The following is an 18,882-nucleotide window of genomic DNA, read 5'->3' on the forward strand; positions in this document are numbered from 1 at the left end:
GCCCTTATGCCTCCTCCAGTACCACCACCCGTTGCCCGGCACGTACCGGTGAGCCGGGTTGCACGCGGACTTCACGGACCACGCCATCACGCGGGGCGGTGAGGGGGATTTCCATCTTCATCGACTCGAGGATCACCAGCACATCGCCTGCCTTCACCGAATGGCCTGCCTCGACCTGCACCTGCCAGAGGTTGCCGGCGATATGGCTGTCGATGCTGTGCTGGCCGGCCGCCAGCGGCGCGTCGTCGCCCAGTTCGGCGACCACTTCCTCGTTCTCGTAGTGGGCTTGGCCGGAGGCGATCCAGCGCTGGCGTTCGGCGTCGAAGGCGGCGCGTTGCTGGCTGCGGAAGGCGTCGATGCCTTCGGCTTCCTCGCTGAGGAAGTCCTGGTAGTCGGCCAGGGCCAGTTCGCTGTCTTCGATGCGCAGTTCATAGCGGCCGAGCGGGAAGTCGCGGCGGATCTGCAGCAATTCCTCGGCGCCCACCGGGTAGAAGCGGATCTGGTCGAAGAAGCGCAGCAGCCAGGGTTTACCGTGGAAGGCAGCGACTTCGCGGTAGCGGTTCCACATCTGCAGGGTACGGCCGACGAACTGGTAGCCGCCCGGGCCTTCCATGCCATACACGCACATGTAGGCGCCGCCGATGCCCACCGAGTTCTCGGCGGTCCAGGTGCGCGCCGGGTTGTACTTGGTGGTGACCAGACGATGGCGCGGGTCCAGCGGCGTGGCCACCGGTGCGCCGAGGTAGACGTCGCCCAGGCCCATCACCAGGTAGCTGGCGTCGAACACGGTCTTGTAGACCTCGTCGAGGTTGGGCAGGTCGTTGATGCGGCGGATGAACTCCAGGTTGCTCGGGCACCAGGGCGCGTCCTTGCGCACCGTGGTCATGTACTTGTCGATGGCCAGCTGGCAGGCCGGATCGTCCCAGGACAGCGGCAGATGCACGATGCGCGACGGCACCTTGAGGTCCTGTGCGTTGCACACCGCGTCCCACTCGCCGATCACCACCGCGAGCAGGTTGGCCAGCGACAGGGTTTCCGGCTGGTAGTGCACCTGCAGCGAGCGGATGCCCGGCGTCAGGTCTATCACCCCGTTGAGGTTCTTCGCTTCCAGGGCCTGCATCAGCGCATGACCACGGAAGCGCAGCACCAGGTCCAGCTCGGCCTGGCCGATCTCCAGCAGCAGGTGGGTGTCGCCGGAGAGGCGGGCGACCAGGCGTTTGTCCTGGCTGCCGATGTCGAGGATCACCGGCGGCTCCAGCGGGATTGGCTGCCAGTTGACGGCAACGGCCTCCAGCCCGGCGACTTCTGCCTTGCGCGCCTTGGCCAGGGTGCGGGCGGTCTCGATGTTCACCGGCACGAAGCGCAGCTTGTCGCCGGCCTTGAGTTGGCCGAGCTGCCACAGGTCGGCCTCGATGATGGTCACTGGGCAGACGAAACCACCCAGGCTCGGGCCGTCCGGGCCGAGGATCACCGGCATGTCGCCGGTGAAGTCCACCGCGCCGATGGCGTAGGGGTTGTCGTGGATGTTCGACGGGTGCAGGCCGGCTTCGCCGCCGCTGTCGCGCACCCACTCCGGTTTCGGGCCGATCAGACGCACGCCGGTGCGGCTGGAGTTGAAGTGCACTTCCCAGTCGGTAGCGAGGAAGGTGTCGATATAGGCCGGGGTGAAGTATTCCGGTGCGCCATGCGGGCCGTAGATCACGCGGATTTCACGCACGGCGGGCAGGGTGGTGCACAGCGCGGCGGGCAGCTGTGCGCCGTTGTCCGCATCGCTCAATGCCGGAATATGCAGCACGTCGCCAGCACGCAGGGCGCGGCCGCCGTGGCCGCCGAACTGGCCGAGGGTGAAGGTACTTTTCGAACCCAGGTATTCCGGTACTTGCAGGCCGCCACGCAGGCACAGGTACGAGCGCGCGCCTGAACCGGCAATGGTGCCGAGGCTCAAGGTGCTACCGGCTTTGATCAGCAGGGCGGTGTTCAGCGGCTGAATCACGCCGTCGAGGGTGACCGGGATTTCCGCGCCGGTGATCGCTACTACCGCATCGGTGTTGAAGCGCAGCAGAGGGCCGCTCATGGTGATTTCCAGGCCGGCGGCGCCTTCGTCATTGCCCAGCAGGCGGTTGCCCAGGCGCAGCGCGCGGTCGTCCATCGGACCCGATGGCGGTACGCCGACGGCCCAGTAGCCGAGGCGGCCGGGGAAATCCTGCACGGTGGTCTGGGTGCCGGCGGAGAGCACCTCGAAGGTGTTGGCCTGGTAGGTCAGACCTTCCAGGCAGCGGGTCCAGGGATTGCCTTCGGCGAACGGCGCGTCGACCAGGATCTGCCGCAGGTACTGGCTGTTGGTTTCCACGCCGTACAGCAGGGTATCGGCCAGGGCCTGGCTGAGTGCGGCGCTGGCTTGCTCGCGGGTTGGCTGCCAGGTGATGACCTTGGCGATCATCGGGTCGAAGTAGGGCGGAATCTCGCAGCCGGCTTCGACCCAGGTGTCGATGCGCAGGCTTTTGCCGTCAGCCGCCGGGAATTGCACGGCGGTGAGCAGGCCGGGGCTCGGCTGGAAGTCGCGGCCCGGGTCTTCGGCGTACAGGCGCGCCTGGATGGCGTGGCCGCTGGGTTTCAGGCTTTTCGCCAGCTCGCTCAGTGGCGCCAGATCGCCGGCCGCCAGTTCGATCATCCAGCGCACCAGGTCGACGCCCCACACCTGTTCGGTGACGCCGTGCTCGACCTGCAGGCGGGTGTTCACTTCGAGGAAGTAGAAGCGCTCGGCTGCGCTGTCGTAGACGAATTCCACGGTGCCGGCGCTGCGGTAGCTGACCGCCTTGGCCAGCTTGATCGCCGCCGCGCACAGCTCGTCGGCCATACCTGCAGGCAGGTTCGGTGCTGGGGTTTCTTCCAGCACTTTCTGGTTACGGCGCTGTACGGAGCAGTCGCGCACGCCGAGGGCCAGCACGTCACCTTTGCCGTCGCCAAACACCTGCACTTCCAGGTGGCGAGCACGCTGGATGTACTTCTCGATGAATACGCCGCTGTCGCTGAAGTTGTTCTGCCCCAGGCGCTTGACCGCCTCGAAGGCGTCGCTCAGCTCGGCCGCGCTGTTGCACACGCGCATGCCAATGCCGCCACCGCCGGCGGTGCTTTTCAGCATCACCGGGTAGCCGACTTCCTCACCGGCCTTGAGCGCGGCGTCGAGGTTTTCCAGCAGCTCGGTGCCTTCCAGCATCGGTACGCCATGTTGCTTGGCCAGGGCGCGTGCGGTGTGCTTGAGGCCGAACACGCGCAGCTGCTCCGGCGTCGGGCCGACAAAGGCGATGCCGGCGGCTTCGCAGGCTTCGGCGAAGGCGGCGTTTTCGGAGAGGAAGCCGTAGCCGGGGTGAATGGCTCGGGCGCCGCTGCGCTTTGCGATCCCCAGAATGTTCTCTACCACTAGGTAGGTCTGGGCGGCCGGGCCTTCGCCAAGGCTGAAGGCCTCGTCGGCCTGCTGGATATGCAGGCTGGCGGCGTCGGCCTCGGAGTACACGGCCACGCCTTTGACGTCGAGCTGGCGCAGGGTGCGCAGGATGCGGCAGGCGATGGCGCCGCGGTTGGCGATCAGGAGCTTGTCGAACATGAGGGTTTCCTCATGGGGTGGCGGGCCGTCCCGCCGTCATTCGGTTCGCATCGCGGCCGTCCGCGACGGTAGTCATTTCAGGCGTCGGGCTGGGCCGGCTTGTCTTGCGGGGCCGGTTGCAGGCACTGGCCGGAACGGCTCTGGCACAGGCGGAACAGCCACAGGCGCAGGCCTTTCAGTCCCATACCAGCACCTCGGCGGGGGTCGGGTTCCAGCCGTTGCAGGGGTTGTTCAGCTGCGGGCAGTTGGAGATCAGCACGATCACGTCGGTCTCGGCGCGTAGCTCGACGTACTTGCCCGGTGCTGAGATGCCGTCCTCGAAGGTCAGGCCGCCCTCAGGCGTCACCGGCACGTTCATGAAGAAGTTGATGTTGGCGCCGATGTCGCGCTTCTCCAGGCGGCCGTCGTGCAGGGCGCCACGCAGGAAGTTGTCGCGGCAGCTGTGCATGTAGCGCTTGTCCAGGGCGTAGCGCACGGTGTTGCTCTCCTGGGCGCAGGCACCGCCGAGGGTGTCGTGGCGGCCGCAGGTGTCAGCGGTGATGGTCAGCAGCGGGTTGCCGAGGTTGGACCAGAGCACGGTGCCGGTGGTCAGGTACACGCGGTTCTGCTTGCGCAGGGTGCGCTGCGGGTCGTAGCGCTCGCGCGGGTTCTTCGCGCTGAAGAACAGCGTGTCGACGGCCTGGTTGCCTTCGAGGTCGAGCAGGCGCAGGGTCTGCCCGGCCTTGACCTCGAACAGGTAGGGCTCGCCGGCCGGGATCACATGGCGGAAGGCGGCGGCTTCGGGATGCAGGGTGCTGGCGGTGAGACTCATGTGGGCAGCCCTCAGATGTACAGACGTTCGGTGTTGTGGAAGCCGCGGCCGTTCTCCGGGCGCGAGGTGCGGCAGAGCACGCTGATGCCGTCGCTCTCGACGCGGCTCCAGGCGAGCTGCACCGGCTTGGGCGCGTACTGCGTATTGGGGTCCAGCGGGTGCTGCAGGGCGGTGAGCACCATCAGGGTGTCCATCGGCGCGTACAGCTCGATGTAGTCACCGGCCTTGGAGTTGCCGGCTTCGAACTGGAAGCAGCCGTCTGCGTCGACCGTGACCTGGCTGAACAGGTTGAGGTTCATCAGCAGGTCCTGCAGGTTGAGGTTCCACTTGCCCATTTCCACCAGCAGGTTGTCCACGCCGTTGCGGAAGAAGCCGTTGCGCAGTTCCTGATAGCTGCCCTGGCCATACTTCTCGGCGGTCTCGGCAGCGTTGAGCACGCCGCCGAAGCTGTCGTGCCAGCCGCAGGTGTCGGCGGTAATGGCTGCCAGGACTCTGCCCATGTCCGAGTACAGGCAGTGGCCGGTGGTGAGCTTGGCGGTGTGCTGGCACTTGAGGGTGTCCGGCAGGTTGAGGCGCTCGCTTTTTTCGGCGGCCGAGAGCAGCAGCAGGCTGACGTTGGCGCCGCCTTCGAGGTCGGTGATGCGCAGCAGCTGGCCGCGCTTGAGCACGAAGGAGGTGTGGCCGCCGCCGGGGACGGTTTCCTCGTAGAGGGTCGGGCGCAGGGCGAGAGAGGCAGTCATGCTCAGGCTCCTTGGAGTTGTGGTTGCAGGCGCTCGGCCAGCTGGGCGGGCAGGGCCGCGCGGCGGTCGCTGTTGAGCGGAATGTCGTAGGTGATGCGGGCGCCGAAGGCGTTGGGTGCGTGCGGGTCGTGGCGCACCTTGTCGAATACCAGCAGGCGGGTGCCGAGGCTGAAGCCCTCGCTCAGATCATGGGTGACCATGAATACGGTCAGCCCGGTCTCGCGCCACAGCTCCAGCAGCAGGGCGTGCATGTCCTTGCGGATGCCCGGGTCGAGGGCGCCGAAGGGCTCGTCGAGCAGCAGCACGCGCGGCCGGGTGATCAGCGCCTGGGCGATGGCCAGGCGCTGCTGCATGCCGCCGGAGAGTTGGCTGGGATACTTGTCCAGGGCGTGGCCGAGGCCGACCTTGCGCAGCAGCTCGGCGGCGCGTTCGCGCGCCTCGTGCTTGGCGCTGCCGAACAGGCGGCCGAGCAAAGGCGAGCGCGGCAGCTCCAGGCCGATGGCGACGTTGTCCAGCACCGACAGGTGCGGGAACACCGAGTAGCGCTGGAACACCACGCCGCGGCTGGCGTCCGGCTCGGCAACCAGCGGCTGGCCGGCCAGGAGAATCTGGCCGCGGCTCGGCCGCTCCTGGCCCAGCAGCAGGCGCAGGAAGGTCGACTTTCCGCAGCCGGAAGCGCCGACCAGCGTGCAGAACTCGCCCTCGCGGACGATCAGGTTGAGGCGCTCCAGCACGATCTGGTCGCCGTACTCCTGCCAGACGTTGTTGACCTGAATGAAGCTCATGCCTTGGCTCCTTCGTACCAGGGGAAGCACAGGCGGGCGAGCTGGCGCAGGCCCAGGTCCATCAGCCAGGCGAGCAGGGTGATCCACACCACGTAGGGCAGGATCACGTCCATGGCCATGTAGCGGCGCACCAGGAAGATGCGGTAGCCGAGGCCGTCGGTGCTGGCGATGGCCTCGGCGGCGATGAGGAACAGCCAGGCCGAACCGAGCACCAGGCGCAGGGCGATCAGCAGGCGTGGCAGCAGCTGCGGCAGGACCACGCGCAGGATCAGGGTCCAGGTGTTGGCGCCGAGGGTCTGCGCCTTGATCAGCAGTTCGGTCGGGATCTCCCGGGCGCGCTGCTCCATGTCGCGGGCGAGGATCGGGGTGATGCCGATAACGATCAGCATCACCTTGGACAGCTCTCCGAGCCCAAAGACGATAAACAGGATCGGCAGGATCGCCAGTGGCGGGATCATCGACAGCACCGTGAGCAGCGGCGACAACGGCGCGCGCAGCAGCGGCAGGGTGCCGGCGGCGATGCCCAGGCACAGGCCGGCCAGGGCGGCGATGCCGATGCCCATGCCGAGGCGGCCCAGGCTGGAAGCGGTGTCCTGCCAGAACAGGTAGCCACCGCTGCGCTTGTCCTCGGTGAAGGCCAGGCGCTGCACCGCATCGACCATCTGCGTCGCGCCGGGCAGCAGCTTGTCGTTGGGGTTCTCCGCCAGGCGCGTCGCCGAACCGGTGAAGTAGGCGAACAGCAGCAGGGCGAAGGGCAGCAGGATCAGCAGCAGGCGGCCGCCGCGATCCGGGTGTCGGTTGATCAGGCGCATGGCGCTCCCTCGGATGGAGTGGGGCGCCGGGCGCCCCGTCGGGCTGTCAGAGCTTGCCGTCGGCCGCCATCTGCATGTAGCTCGGGTCGAAGCGCAGCTTGACGTTGCCCTTGTCGCCGGTGACCACGTCCTTGGCGAAGGCCATGCCTACCGCGTCGGCGCTCTGCGCACCCTCGCCGAGCAGGCCGTGGGAGAAGGAAAATTCGGCCACCTTGGTCATGGTTGCCGGCAGCTTCGGACTGTTGGCGAAGGCCACCGCGTCCTTGGCCGTGTAGAACATCTTGGTCGCGGCGAGCTGCGCCTCGTAGCCGGTTAGGTCGGTGCCGGAGGCCTTGGCCATGTGCTCGCGGGCGGCCTTGCCTTCGGCGGAGTCGGCGCCCATGGTGGCCATGATCTCGTACCAGGCGCCGGTCAGCGCCTTGCCCAGCTCGGGGTTGTCCTTCAGCGTCGCGCTGTTGACCACCATCAGGTCGATGATCTCGCCGGGAATCTGGCTGGAGTCGAATACCTTGGTCACGCTCGGGGTGGCTTCGATCTCGGCCAGCAGCGGGTTCCAGGTAGCCACGGCCTGCACGTCGTCGGTGGCGAAGGCGGCGACCATGTCGGCGTCGGAGGTGTTGACCACCTTGAGGTCTTTCTCGGCCAGGCCGGCACGCTCCAGGCCACGGGCCAGCAGGTAGTGGGAGACGGACAGCTCGACCAGGTTGACGTCCATGCCCTTGAGGTCGCCGAGGGTCTTCTTCTCGCCCTTGAGGACGATGCCGTCGTTACCGTTGGAGAAGTCGCCGATGACCAGCGCGGTGCTGTCCAGGCCGCCAGCGGCGGGGATGGTGAGGGCGTCCATGTTGGTCATGGTGCAGCCGTCGAACTGGCCGGCGGTGTACTGGTTGATCGACTCGACGTAGTCGTTGAGCTGGGTGACCTTGATCTCGATGCCGTACTTCTTCGCCCACTTGTCGACGATGCCCTGGGTGGCGCCGTATTCCCACGGCATCCAGCCGGCGTAGATGGTCCAGCAGACGTCGAATTGGTCTTTCTTCTCGGCGTGGGCGGGGAGGGCGAGTGCGGCGGCGAGGCCGGCGGCGAACAGCGAGGAGAGCAGGGGCTTGCGCATGGGTGAACCTCCAGTTCTGGGAATACGGGCAGGAGCGGCGCGGCACTGGCCTGAACTATCAGGTGGCGCGTTCTCCCGGGCTTTTGTCCCGCCGTGTAACCCCGAACGAGGTCGCCAACTCTCGGACCAGTCACTCGCCATCAGCAGCGAGCCGGAACCCTAGTCAGCCATTGCAATTTGTAGTGCCGTGCGCCCTTGCGGGGTGCTTCTGCATATCTGGTTCTTAGCGAACATCGTGCCAGTTGCCCGGAGTCGCATTGCTACGGGGCGCGCCGGCATTCATGCGGCGCCGCGCCCCGTTTTGTTGCGCGAATGTGGTGCGCGATGTTCGTTGTTGGTGCTTACAGCTGGTTGTCGGCGGCCAGCTGCATATAGGTCGGGTTGAAGCGCAGCATGATGCGCGAGGAGTTGCCCAGCACCTGGCTGTCGCCGAAGGCGATGCCCAGGTGTTGCAGGCCCTTGCCCTCGCCGAGCAGCTGCTGGATGTCGGCGAAGTCCGCCACGCGCTGCATCAGGGTCGGCATCTTCTCGCTGCGGGCGAAGGCTGCCGCCGAGCGCGGAGCGTAGAAGGAGCGGATGGTGCGCAGCTGTTCGTCGAAGTCTTCCGGGGTGGTATCCGCGGCGGCGGCCATGCTGGCGCGTGCCGCCTGGCCAGCCGGGGTGGGCAGGCCCATCAGGCGCATGCCCTCGAACCAGGCGCCGGTGAGGGCGCGGCCCAGCTCCGGGTGCTGGGCCAGGGTCTGGCTGTTGATCACCAGCAGGTCGAGGATCTCGCCGGGCACGTGGTGCGAGCTGAACACCTGCACGCTGTCGCCGTCCTGGCGCAGGTCGGAGAGGATCGGGTTCCAGGTCACCACCGCGTCACCCTTGCCGCTGCGCCAGACCTGGGCCAGGTCCTTGTCCGAGACGTTCTCGATCTTCACGTCAGAGGGTTGCAGGTGCGCCCATTCCAGGGCGCGGCTGAGCAGGTAGTGGGATACCGAGTTCTCCACCAGCAGGATGGTCTTGCCCTTGAGCTCCTTCAGGTCCTTGTTGCCGCCGCGCACCAGGATGCCGTCGGCGCCGGCGGAGAAGTCGCCGACGATCAGCGCGGTGGAGTCCACGCCCGCGGCGGCCGGGATGGTCAGGGCGTCCATGTTGGTCATGGAGCAGGCGTCGTACTGGTTGGCGGTGTACTGTTCGATGGAGGCGACATAGTCCGGCACCTGCTCGACCTGGATCTCGATGCCGTACTTCTTCGCCCACTTGTCGATGATGCCTTCCTGGGCCATGTAGCCCCACAGCATCCAGCCGGCGTAGATCGACCAGCAGACCTTGAACGGACGCTGTTCGGCGCTGGCATGGGTGGGTTGCAGGAGCAGCAGGGTGATCAGGGAAGAACACAGCAGGCGTTTGAGCATGGCTACCTCGGAACAATGAACGGGAGACAGGACGGCGGTCGCCGTGCCGCGCTTTTCTCCCGGGCTTTTGTCCCGCCGTGTAACCCCTGTCGAGGTCGCCCACTCTCGGACCAGTCGCTCGTCGTGGTGGACGAGCCGGAACCCTAGTCGGCCATTGCGTTTGAATTGTCAGCGACCGACCCTTCACTGGGGCGGCACATCCTGTGCGTCCTGCTCTTAGCGAATGGCGTGCCAGGGAGCTCTATTCCGGCTTTTTCGTGACCCCTGTCACGTCTGTGAGGGCGCGGTTGCGGCTGGCGGCGCCATGCTGGTGCATGGAGGGTTTTGCTTTGGTGCGCAATGCGCGGATACAACTTTCCAGCGCAGGGGGCGCAGCACTTCGCCGCAGGGGCGTGATCAAAGGTTGTGGGAGCAGTCCCGGGCGCCGGTATTCGTCGGCCCCACCCCAGCGGTCGAAGGAGGCCGCCATGTCCCGTCTAGCCCTTGCCCTTGCAGTGTTTGTCCTGAGCCTCAGTGGTTGCGCCGTCTACGGTGACGATTACGGCTATGACCGTCCCGGTTACAACGTGCGCTACTACGAAAGCTATTCCTCCCCACGCGTCTATTACTACGACGATGACCGCGACTACCGCTGGCATCGCGACCGCTATCAGGACCGCCGCCATTCGCACTACGCGCCCGGCTACGACGGTCGCTACAAATGGCATGACAACAACCGCAACCGCTACGACGGCCGCCGCGACCACGATCGCGATCGCTACCGGGGGAACGGGCGTGAGCAGCCGCGCTATGGCTGGGATCAGCGCTCCCGCGACCACGACCGGCGCCAGATCGGACAATTGCGCAACAGTGATCGCGGGCTGCACATGCACCGCGAGGTCAATCGTGGCCAGCGCCAGGAGTCCGGCTCGCACAAGCAGCGTCGCCAGGGATGGGGCGAGCGCCGCTAAGTACGCGAAGGATTGTGTTTAGGGCGGTCGCCGCTCAACATGGCGGCCGTCTATCGGTATGGATGTTCCGGTGTTGCCGATCCGTCGTCTGGTGTTCTTCCAGCAGCATTTCAACAGGCCAGCAAAAGCGTTCGTTTTGCTGGCCTGCTTGGCTGTGGCCGGCATTCTGCAGGCGGGTTGGGACTTCGGCCTGATCAGCTCGCGCGCCGAGAAACTCTATGGCCCGCTGGGCGAGGGGCGCTGGCGCATCGAGGATTGGCAGCGCCTGCTCGATGAGCAGGCCGGAAAGTCCGAACAACAGCAGCTCCGGGCGGTCAATCAGTTCTTCAATCTGCGCCTGCGCTTTCGCGATGACATCGAACTATGGCGGGTCAAGGACTACTGGGCCACGCCGGTCGAAGCGCTGTTTCGCGGCGCAGGGGATTGCGAGGACTTTGCTATCGCCAAGTACTTCAGCCTGCGCCAGCTCGGGGTGCCCAGCGAGAAGCTGCGTATTACCTACGTCAAGGCCCTGCGCCAGAACCAGGCGCACATGGTGCTGACCTATTACCCACAGCCCACGGCGATACCGCTGGTGCTGGATAACCTGATCGACGCCATCGAGCCGGCCAACCGCCGGACCGACCTGGTGCCGGTCTATGCCTTCAATGCCGAAGGCTTGTGGCTGCCCGGAGCGGGCGGCGGCAAGCAGGTCGGTGATGCCAAGCGCCTGTCGCGCTGGCAGGATCTCTTGAAAAAAATGCGTGCCGAGGGCTTTCCCTGATTTCGGCCGAGGGAGTCGTTCATGTCACTGTTCAAACAGCTGTTCATCGCCATCTGCGTGTTGATGCTGGTGAATTTCACCGGCAGCTTCCTGGTCAGTGTGGAAGGCTCGCGCGAGCAGCAGGTCAACCAGCTACGCGCCCATGCTCAGGACGCCGCCACGGCGCTTGGCCTGTCGCTGAGCCCGCATGCGGATGACGTGCCGATGATGGAGCTGATGGTCAGCTCGATCTTCGACAGTGGCTACTTTCAGAGCATTCGCGTGCTGGATGCCGAGAGTGGCGAGGTGCTGGTCGAGCGCAGTGGTGTGCCAGTCAGCGTGACCGCGCCGGAATGGTTCGCGCACCTGGTCGACCTGGCCCCGGCCAGCGGTGACGCCATCGTCAGTGATGGTTGGCGCCAGGCCGCGCGGGTCGAGGTGATCAGCCACCCGCTGTTCGCCGTCGGCAGGCTCTGGCAGAGCGCGCTGGGCACGCTGATGTGGCTGATGCTGAGCAGCCTGCTCTGCGTGTGTCTGGGTGTGCTGTTCCTCAAGCGCCAGCTGCGCCCGCTGGAGTATCTGGTGGAGCAGTCCAACGCCATTGCCCGCCGCGAATTCCTCAGCCTGCCCGCACTGCCGAAAACTCCCGAGTTCCGCCGCGTGGTCAGCGCCATGAACCAGATGGTGGAGAAGCTCAAGGCGCTGTTCGCCGAGGAGGCCTCGCGCAGCGAGAAGCTGCGTGCCGATGCCTACGAGGACAGCCTCACCGGCCTGGCCAACCGCCGCTACTTCGACCTGCAGCTGCAGGCGCGCCTGAGTGGCGAGAAGGCCAGTAGCGGCTTCCTGCTGTTGCTGCGGATCAATGACCTGGCCGGCCTCAACCAGCGCATCGGCGGGCAGCGTACCGACCAGCTGATCAAGGCGGTGGCCGAGCAGCTGCAACTGCTCAGCCGTGGTCGCTACGTGCTGGCCCGCAATCGCGGCGGCGAGTTCGCCCTGATGGCTGTCGGCCTGCAGCGCGACGAGGCCGAGCAGCTGGCCGAGACCCTCGACCAGGCGCTGAGCAGCCTGCAGCAAACCGGCATCACCGACAGCCTGCCGGTGGCGCATATCGGCATGACCGCCTTCGCGCCCGGCGCCGAGTCTGCCGGGGTCTACCAGGCCGCCGACGAGGCATTGGCTCGTGCGGCCAGCCAGACCGAACAGAACTGGGCCTGCCACGAGAGCGATATGCCGCAGCCGGTGACCGACGAGCGCCAGGCCTGGCATCGCCTGCTGGATGAAACGCTCAACCAGGGCCGTGTGCAGCTGTATGCGCAGCCGGTGGTCGATGCCAACCAGCCGCAGCGGGTGCTGCATCGCAAGGTCCTGGCACGCTTGCTCGACGAGCAGGGCAACCTGCTGCCCGCCGGTCGCTTCCTGCCGTGGCTGGAGCGCTTCGGCTGGGCCGCTCGTCTCGACCTGAGCATGCTCGATCAGGTGCTGGCGCATCTGCTCAAGGGCAGCGATTCGCTGGCGCTGAGCCTGTCCGGCAGCACCCTGCGCGACCCGCAGGCGCTGGCGGGCCTCTACGACAAGTTGCGCCAGCACAGCCAGCTCGGCCCGCGTCTGATCATCGAGCTGGACGAGGACCAGCTGCCCGAGCAGGACGAGCTGCAGGCGCTGGCCCAGCGCCTGCGCGCACTCGGCTTCGGCCTGGCGCTGCAGCACTTCGGTGGGCGCTTCAGCATGATCGGCAACCTGGCCAAGCTCGGCCTGAGCCATATCAAGGTGGACGGCAGCCATATCCGCGCCATCGACGAGGAAGACGACAAGCGCCTGTTCATCGAGGCCATGCAGCGCGCGGCGAACAGCATCGACCTGCCACTGATCGCCGAGCGTGTGGAGACCGAGGGCGAATGGCAGGTGCTGCGTTCGATGGGGATCGCTGGCGTGCAGGGTCGCCTGTTCGGCGAGCCGCAACCCTTGCAGTGATGGCAGCGCACAGGCGCTGACGCGCAGGAAAGCCAGGACGCAATGCCCTGGCTACCTATGGGGAAGGTGTGACGCTAGATCAGCCCGGATGCTTCGTCGTCGTTGATCAGGCTATGGGCGCCGCCGAGGGCATCACGCGCCTTGCTGCGGCCAACGAGCTTGGCCTGGGCCGCCTCGGGCAGGTCGGTGATGCGCACCACACCTTTCTGCATCAGGGCGGTGATCAGGTCCTCCAGCACGCGGATCATGTCCAGATCGCTCTGTTTGAGCTGCAGCAGGCTGCTCTCGACGGTCTGGTTGGCGAACCACGCCTGTGCTTCCTGGCTGTCCGCTACCAGCTCGCCGTCCATCTCATCGAACGGCGCCGGCTCCACTCGCTCCAGGTTGCCCCAGGCGTCGCGCTTCACATACAGCATGATCTAGTCCTCGACCATTGACGTCGTCCAAGCCTACCCGCTGCCTGCTGGCAGCGGGAGGCGTTTGTCATCAGTGGTCAACCTTGACGATGGCGTTGTCACCGCCAGCGATCAGCGAGTTGATCATCTGCGACGACGTGGTGCCGAAGTCGGCGGCGGGCAGGGTGGTGTTCTCCAGGGTGATGGTGACATCCGCTGCCGCACCATGGGCGAACTCGCCATGGGTGCTGACTTCCAGGGTGGTCGAGGTACCGTTGGTCACCACGCGCAGGTAGTCGCCGATGTTGCCGTCGTTCTCGCCCTGCAGCAGGTCACGCAGATCGATGGTGTCGCGATCGGTGCCGCTGAGGGTGAAGTCCTTGATCACGTCCTTGCCGGTGTGGCCTGCCTGCCAGACGAAGGTATCGCCACCCGCACCGCCGTAGAGGATGTCGTCACCCTCGCCGCCGATGAGGATGTCCTTGCCGGCATTGCCGTAGAGGGTGTCGTTACCGGCCTTGCCTTCCAGGTGGTCGTTGCCGGCACCGCCGTTCAGCGTGTCGGCGCCGCTGCTGCCGAGGATCACATCGTCGCCACTGGTGCCGTTCAGCGTGCCGCTGCCGGTAATCGGCGTCGGTGCGGTGTAGGCGGTGTTGCCGATGTTGATGATCAGGTTGGCGGTGTCGCTGTCGCCGTCGGGCTGACTCAGGGTGTAGGTGAAGGTCTCGCTCTTGCCAACGTTGCTGTAGGTACTGTGTGGCGTGTAGGTGTACGAGCCGTTGGCGGCAATCGACAGGGTGCCGTACTGGCCGTTGATGGTGGTGTTGCCGCTGCCGGCCACATTGAAGCCGTTGACTGCGCTGATCACCGCGCCTTCCTGGCCGAGGCTGTCTACCGAGCCCCAGGCATTGGTGCTGCCGACATGGTTGTTGGTGTCGGTGAGCACGTTGCCTGCTGCTGCGGCAGCTTCGATGACCGGGTTCACCAGGGTGGTAATCAGGGCGATGTTGGTCAGGGTTGCGACGGCGTTGCCGTTGTTCCTGCTCTGGTCCAGCACGTACAGGCGGAGGCGGTAGGTGCCGGCGGCCAAGTTGCTGATGGTATTGTTGCTGTCCAGGGTGACATAGCTTCCGGTCGTCCAGGTGCCGTTGGAGTTTTGCGTCTCCAGCGCGTACCGGAAGGTGTCGCTGCCATTTCCAGTAAGGTTGGCGCTGAAGGTGATGGAGCCCGTGCCGCCGGAGACAGTCATTGTCCCGCTGGTTACTACTGTGGAGCCCTGGTTGGGAGTGGTGTCGCTCGACGAGTTGCGCACATCGGATACCGAGAACCCGGCAACATCCGTTCTATCGATGGTCCGCTGAGTCAGTACCGCCTGGGCGAAGTTGTCATTCGCCACCGGGGTAGAGTCTTTGTCCGCCTGCAGGTTGATGGTCAGCGTACTGTTGAAGGTATCGCCGTCCTTATCACGCACGGTGTAGCTGAAGGTCGGGGCCGGTACCGCGCTGCCCGACTGGACCAGGGCATAGCCCTTCTCGTTGAGCACGAAGCGGTAGCCGCCATCGGCGCTGGTGGTCAGGGTGCCGTACTCGTTATTCAGGCTGCCCCAGGTCACGCTGGCGAAGCCATCGGCACCGGCGGTGCTGGCGATGCTGCCCGAGATGCTCGGCATGGCCAGGGTGGTATTTAGGCTGCCGTAGATCTCGAAGGTATTTGTAGCGTTTTCATTGGTGTAGATGGTGTTGACGATATTGCCGCTGCTGTCCTTGAAACCTTCGAGCTCGAACGAGTAGCTCTGGCCATTCAGCACCACTGTTACGTTCTGGCTGGGCAAGGTGATGATGTCCCGCGCAGACGGTGCACTGGCGTCGTTACCATTTGGCGTCTCGGTGTGATCGAGCAGCACGGTGAATGGAACATTCACTACGGTTCCGTTGATCACCACATCCATGGTCATGGTCATGGTGATGGTGTCCAGCGAGGCGATAGAGCTGCTTACCGGTCGGTTGACGTGGGAGAAGTCCGCCAGCTTGAACAGCGATCCCGCGGTGATCACTTGGCCAGTGCTAGTAGCTAGGGCTGCATTATCCACTAGCTCATAGCCGCTACCGCTGGTACCGCCCCAATAGATGGCGTCAACGTTGCTGTCAGTATCCCGGTTGATCGGCGTCGGGCTACCGGAGCCTGAGTCGAAGGTTGCCCCAGTCCAGCCGCCTTGCAGGTTCTTGATGATGATGGTGTCGACCGGCACCTCGAGAGTGCGCACGATGGCACCGCTCGGCATATCGTCCTCGACGCCCACGGTCAGCGTGCTGGTGGCGGTTTTTGCGCCGTCACTGACGGTCACGCCAATGCCGAGCGAGAGTACGTCCTCGACGCCGGCGCTGCCGTGATCCAGCGGCTTCGACAGGGTGACAGTGTAGTTGCCGTTGTTGTCGATGCTGACGCGGATGGCTTCATTGGCCGCGCTTGCGGTGCCGACATAACCGATCAACAGGCCGGTGCCCGCACCGCTCCAGGTGATGCTCTGGCCGCCGGAAGTCACGGCGGTGGTCGGCGCACTCAGGGTGACGGTGAGCGAGCTGCTGTCCGAGTCCTGAACCGACATCTGGCCGGAGAAGGTGGTGGAGTTGGTGGTGTCCGAGGTGCCTGTAGTATCGGCACGACCACCTGCCAGACCCTCTTCGGATACCCGCGCACTGCTGGCCGAGATGGTCGGCGCATCGTTCTGGCCGGTGACCCGGATGCTCAGGGTGGCCGTGTCGATACCGCCTTTGCTGTCAGAGACGGTGTAGGTGAAGCTGTCGGTGACAGTCGTGCCGGTGGGCACGCTGTTGGCGTTGTTGGCCACGTAGGTATACGAGCCATCGGTGTTGAGGGTCAGGGTGCCGTAGGTGCCGTTCAGCGAGCTGCCGACGGAGCCGGCAGTACCGGTGCCGGTTTCAGCACCGGTGCGGATAGCGGAGATGGTCAGAGCATCACCATCGATGTCGCTATCGCGGCCAGTACCCTGGATCACGCCATTGGCGGCAGTCACGGTCAGGGTCGCGTCTTCGTTGACCGCGCCGCTGTCATCGACGGCGACCGGAGCATCGTTCTGGCCGGTGACGGTGATGGTCAGGGTCGCAGTGTCGTTGCCGCCTTTGCCGTCGGACACGGTGTAGGTAAAGGTGTCGGTGCCGGTAGTGCCCTGGGCCAGACGATCAGCGTTGTTGGCCACGTAGGTGTACGAGCCGTTGGCGTTGAGGGTCAGGGTGCCGTAGGTGCCGGTCAGCGCACTGCCGACAGTGCCGGCGGTGCCGGTGCCACCTTCGGTACCAGTGCGGATGGCGGAGATGGACAGGGTATCGCCGTCGACATCGGTATCGCGGCCAAGACCGGAGATCACACCATCGGCGACGGGGACGGTCAGGGTGGCATTTTCGTTGACGGCACCGCTGTCATTGACCGCGACCGGCGCATCGTTCTGGCCAGTGACGGTAATGGTCAGGGTGGCGGTGTCGAGGCCGCCTTTGTTGTCCGATACGGTGTAGGTGAAGGTGTCAGTGGCGGTCACGCCCTGAGCCAGACGATCAGCGTTGTTGGCCACGTAGGTGTACGAGCCGTTGGCGTTGAGGGTCAGGGTACCGTAGGTACCGGTCAGCGCACTGCCGACAGTGCCGGCGGTGCCGGTACCGCCTTCGCTGCCGGTGCGGATGGCGGAGACGATCAGGCTATCGCCATCGACATCGGTATCACGGCCAACGCCAGCGATCACACCATTGGCGACGGGGACGGTCAGGCTGGCGTTCTCGTTGACCGCGCCGCTGTCGTCGACGGCCACCGGTGCATCGTTCTGACCGGTGACGGTGATGGTCAGGGTCGCGGTGTCGTTACCACCTTTGCCGTCGGACACGGTGTAGGTGAACGTGTCGGTGGCGGTCACACCCTGGGCCAGACGATCGGCGTTGTTGGCCACGTAGGTGTACGAGCCGTTGGCGTTGAGCGTCAGGGTGCCGTAGGTGCCGGTCAGCGCGCTGCCAACGGTGCCAGCAGTGCCGCTGCCACTTTCGGTACCGGTGCGGATGGCGGAGACGGTCAGGCTATCGCCGTCGACATCGGTATCGCGGCCAACGCCAGCGATCACACCATCGGCGACGGGGACGGTCAGGATGGCATTTTCGTTGACCGCACCGCTGTCGTTGACTGCGACCGGCGCATCGTTCAGGCCGGTGACGGTGATGGTCAGGGTGGCGGTGTCGATACCACCTTTGCCGTCGGACACGGTGTAGGTGAACACGTCGCTGCCGGTAGTACCCAGGGCCAGACGATCGGCGTTGTTGGCTGCGTAGGTATACGAGCCGTTGGCGTTGAGGGTCAGGGTGCCGTAAGTGCCGGTCAGCGAGCTGCCCACGGTGCCGGCGGTGCCGGTGCCGTTTTCGGCGCCGGTACGGATGGCGGTGACGGTCAGGGTATCGCCATCGACATCGGTATCGCGGCCAAGGCCGGCGATCACGCCGTTGGCGGTAGTGACGGTCAGGCTGGCGTTCTCGTTGACGGAGCCACTGTCATCGGAGGCTACCGGTGCGTCGTTCACCGCGTTGACGTTCACGGTGACGGTGGCGGTACTGGTGCCGCCGTGACCATCGGAGATGGTGTAGGTGAACGTGGCCGGGCCGTAGTAGTTGGCCGTCGGTGTGAAGGTAACGGTGCTGCCATCGGAGCTGAGCGAGACGGTACCATGGCTCGGGTTGCCGACGCTGATGATTTTCAGGCTGTCGCCGTCTGCGTCGCTGTCGTTACCCAGCAGGGTACCCGCCGAAATATTCAGGGACGTGTCTTCCGCGGTCACCAGCGCAGAGTTGGCCGGCTGCGGGGAGAACTTGTCCAGCGTCTGGTAGGCGCCGCCATTGAAACTCAGGGTCGGTTGCAGCACGGCCTGGCCGCCCTGATCCCAGTAGATGATCTCGATGGTGTGGTAGCCCGACTCGCTGATGGTGAAGGCACCACCGTTGGAGTTAGGCGACTGGTTGCCGTCGAAGCTGGCGACGACCACGCCATCGATGGCGATGCTGTAGCCGTCGTCGGCACGTACCTGGAACTGGTAGCTACCGGCCTGCAGTTGCACGGTGCCGTTCAGGCGAATGATGGCATCGCTGCTGTTTTCCGGATCTACGCCATTCAGCGAATTGGCGTCCGAGCCCAGGAAGGTCTGCAGGTTGTGGTTGCCACCGAGGTCGCCACCACTCAACGAGTAGTTGATGTTGTTGGCGGTGAAGGTGGCGTCTGCCTGGTTTGCACCGATGAAGGTGCGTACCTGGCTCAGCGAGCTCAGGTTTCCGCCGTCCGTACCTTCGTGATAGGCGTAGTACTGGCCGGTCAGGCCGGTCAGGGTACTGCCCGGGTCATTGACGGCGACGGGAGCATTGTTGACCGCAGTGACGGCCGGATCAGCGCTGACCGGCGCACCACTCACGGTGCCGTCGCTCGGAGTCAGGGTGAAGGCCGGCAGGTCCTGACCACTGTTGACCAGGTTCAGACCGGCCTGAGTCAGGGTGACGTTGCCATTGCCATCCAGG

Annotated in this window: 12 protein-coding genes and 2 riboswitches; of the genes, 3 read left to right on the forward strand and 9 right to left on the reverse strand. The window is 65.4% G+C overall.

Annotated elements, in window-relative coordinates; genetic code table 11:
• Nucleotides 1-4: 4 nt before the first annotated feature.
• The 7 genes from uca to PTT45_RS04680 form a co-directional block, all read right to left on the reverse strand.
• The gene (uca, locus tag PTT45_RS04650) at nt 5-3,604 is read right to left on the reverse strand and encodes an urea carboxylase (RefSeq protein WP_273811761.1); all 3,600 of its coding nucleotides are present in this window, start codon (nt 3,602-3,604) and stop codon (nt 5-7) included.
• 175 nt (nt 3,605-3,779) lie between these two features.
• Nucleotides 3,780-4,415 (reverse strand): urea amidolyase associated protein UAAP2, encoded by a 636-nt coding sequence (locus PTT45_RS04655; protein WP_043309581.1) that lies wholly within the window; start codon nt 4,413-4,415, stop codon nt 3,780-3,782.
• An 11-nt stretch (nt 4,416-4,426) separates the two neighbouring features.
• Nucleotides 4,427-5,155: an urea amidolyase associated protein UAAP1 gene (locus tag PTT45_RS04660; protein WP_273811762.1), complete on the reverse strand. Its 729-nt coding sequence runs from the start codon at nt 5,153-5,155 to the stop codon at nt 4,427-4,429.
• A gap of 2 nt (nt 5,156-5,157) precedes the next feature.
• Entirely contained in the window at nt 5,158-5,940 is a 783-nt protein-coding gene (locus PTT45_RS04665; protein ID WP_273811763.1) for an ABC transporter ATP-binding protein, read from the reverse strand.
• The gene (locus PTT45_RS04670) at nt 5,937-6,752 is read right to left on the reverse strand and encodes an ABC transporter permease (RefSeq protein ID WP_273811764.1); all 816 of its coding nucleotides are present in this window, start codon (nt 6,750-6,752) and stop codon (nt 5,937-5,939) included. Before PTT45_RS04670 ends, PTT45_RS04665 begins: the two co-directional genes overlap by 4 nt.
• A gap of 46 nt (nt 6,753-6,798) precedes the next feature.
• Nucleotides 6,799-7,866: a putative urea ABC transporter substrate-binding protein gene (locus tag PTT45_RS04675; protein WP_273811765.1), complete on the reverse strand. Its 1,068-nt coding sequence runs from the start codon at nt 7,864-7,866 to the stop codon at nt 6,799-6,801.
• A gap of 70 nt (nt 7,867-7,936) precedes the next feature.
• A riboswitch (guanidine-I (ykkC/yxkD leader) is annotated at nt 7,937-8,040 on the reverse strand.
• A gap of 167 nt (nt 8,041-8,207) precedes the next feature.
• Nucleotides 8,208-9,266 (reverse strand): putative urea ABC transporter substrate-binding protein, encoded by a 1,059-nt coding sequence (locus tag PTT45_RS04680; protein WP_273811766.1) that lies wholly within the window; start codon nt 9,264-9,266, stop codon nt 8,208-8,210.
• A gap of 54 nt (nt 9,267-9,320) precedes the next feature.
• Nucleotides 9,321-9,424, reverse strand: a riboswitch (guanidine-I (ykkC/yxkD leader).
• Between the two features lie 309 nt (nt 9,425-9,733).
• On the opposite strand from PTT45_RS04680, the gene PTT45_RS04685 reads away from it, so the two are divergent.
• From PTT45_RS04685 to lapD, 3 genes are all read left to right on the forward strand, one after another.
• Nucleotides 9,734-10,216 (forward strand): hypothetical protein, encoded by a 483-nt coding sequence (locus PTT45_RS04685; RefSeq protein ID WP_273811767.1) that lies wholly within the window; start codon nt 9,734-9,736, stop codon nt 10,214-10,216.
• A 70-nt stretch (nt 10,217-10,286) separates the two neighbouring features.
• Entirely contained in the window at nt 10,287-10,979 is a 693-nt protein-coding gene (gene lapG, locus PTT45_RS04690) for a cysteine protease LapG (RefSeq protein WP_273811768.1), read from the forward strand.
• 21 nt (nt 10,980-11,000) lie between these two features.
• A complete protein-coding gene (gene lapD / locus PTT45_RS04695) occupies nt 11,001-12,932 on the forward strand; it encodes a cyclic di-GMP receptor LapD (RefSeq protein WP_273811769.1) in 1,932 nt (643 codons plus the stop codon).
• Between the two features lie 74 nt (nt 12,933-13,006).
• Here the strand turns inward: lapD and PTT45_RS04700 are convergent, their stop codons facing one another.
• Both PTT45_RS04700 and PTT45_RS04705 read right to left on the reverse strand, forming a co-directional pair.
• Nucleotides 13,007-13,348 (reverse strand): tryptophan synthase subunit beta, encoded by a 342-nt coding sequence (locus tag PTT45_RS04700; RefSeq protein ID WP_273811770.1) that lies wholly within the window; start codon nt 13,346-13,348, stop codon nt 13,007-13,009.
• A 70-nt stretch (nt 13,349-13,418) separates the two neighbouring features.
• Nucleotides 13,419-18,882, reverse strand: a 5,464-nt coding sequence (locus tag PTT45_RS04705) for an Ig-like domain-containing protein (protein WP_273811771.1), incomplete at its 5' end; no start/stop codon positions are given.

Origin of the sequence: Pseudomonas sp. Gutcm_11s, from assembly GCF_028649395.1 — a bacterium.
In the GTDB taxonomy this organism is placed as follows: domain Bacteria; phylum Pseudomonadota; class Gammaproteobacteria; order Pseudomonadales; family Pseudomonadaceae; genus Aquipseudomonas.

Excerpts from the sequence above, each read along its gene's own strand:
- uca (WP_273811761.1), bottom strand. The coding sequence starts at position 3,604 with ATGTTCGACAAGCTCCTGATCGCCAACCGCGGCGCCATCGCCTGCCGC.
- PTT45_RS04655 (WP_043309581.1), bottom strand. The coding sequence starts at position 4,415 with ATGAGTCTCACCGCCAGCACCCTGCATCCCGAAGCCGCCGCCTTCCGC.
- PTT45_RS04660 (WP_273811762.1), bottom strand. The coding sequence starts at position 5,155 with ATGACTGCCTCTCTCGCCCTGCGCCCGACCCTCTACGAGGAAACCGTC.
- PTT45_RS04665 (WP_273811763.1), bottom strand. The coding sequence starts at position 5,940 with ATGAGCTTCATTCAGGTCAACAACGTCTGGCAGGAGTACGGCGACCAG.
- PTT45_RS04670 (WP_273811764.1), bottom strand. The coding sequence starts at position 6,752 with ATGCGCCTGATCAACCGACACCCGGATCGCGGCGGCCGCCTGCTGCTG.
- PTT45_RS04675 (WP_273811765.1), bottom strand. The coding sequence starts at position 7,866 with ATGCGCAAGCCCCTGCTCTCCTCGCTGTTCGCCGCCGGCCTCGCCGCC.
- PTT45_RS04680 (WP_273811766.1), bottom strand. The coding sequence starts at position 9,266 with ATGCTCAAACGCCTGCTGTGTTCTTCCCTGATCACCCTGCTGCTCCTG.
- PTT45_RS04685 (WP_273811767.1), top strand. The coding sequence starts at position 9,734 with ATGTCCCGTCTAGCCCTTGCCCTTGCAGTGTTTGTCCTGAGCCTCAGT.
- lapD (WP_273811769.1), top strand. The coding sequence starts at position 11,001 with ATGTCACTGTTCAAACAGCTGTTCATCGCCATCTGCGTGTTGATGCTG.
- PTT45_RS04700 (WP_273811770.1), bottom strand. The coding sequence starts at position 13,348 with ATGCTGTATGTGAAGCGCGACGCCTGGGGCAACCTGGAGCGAGTGGAG.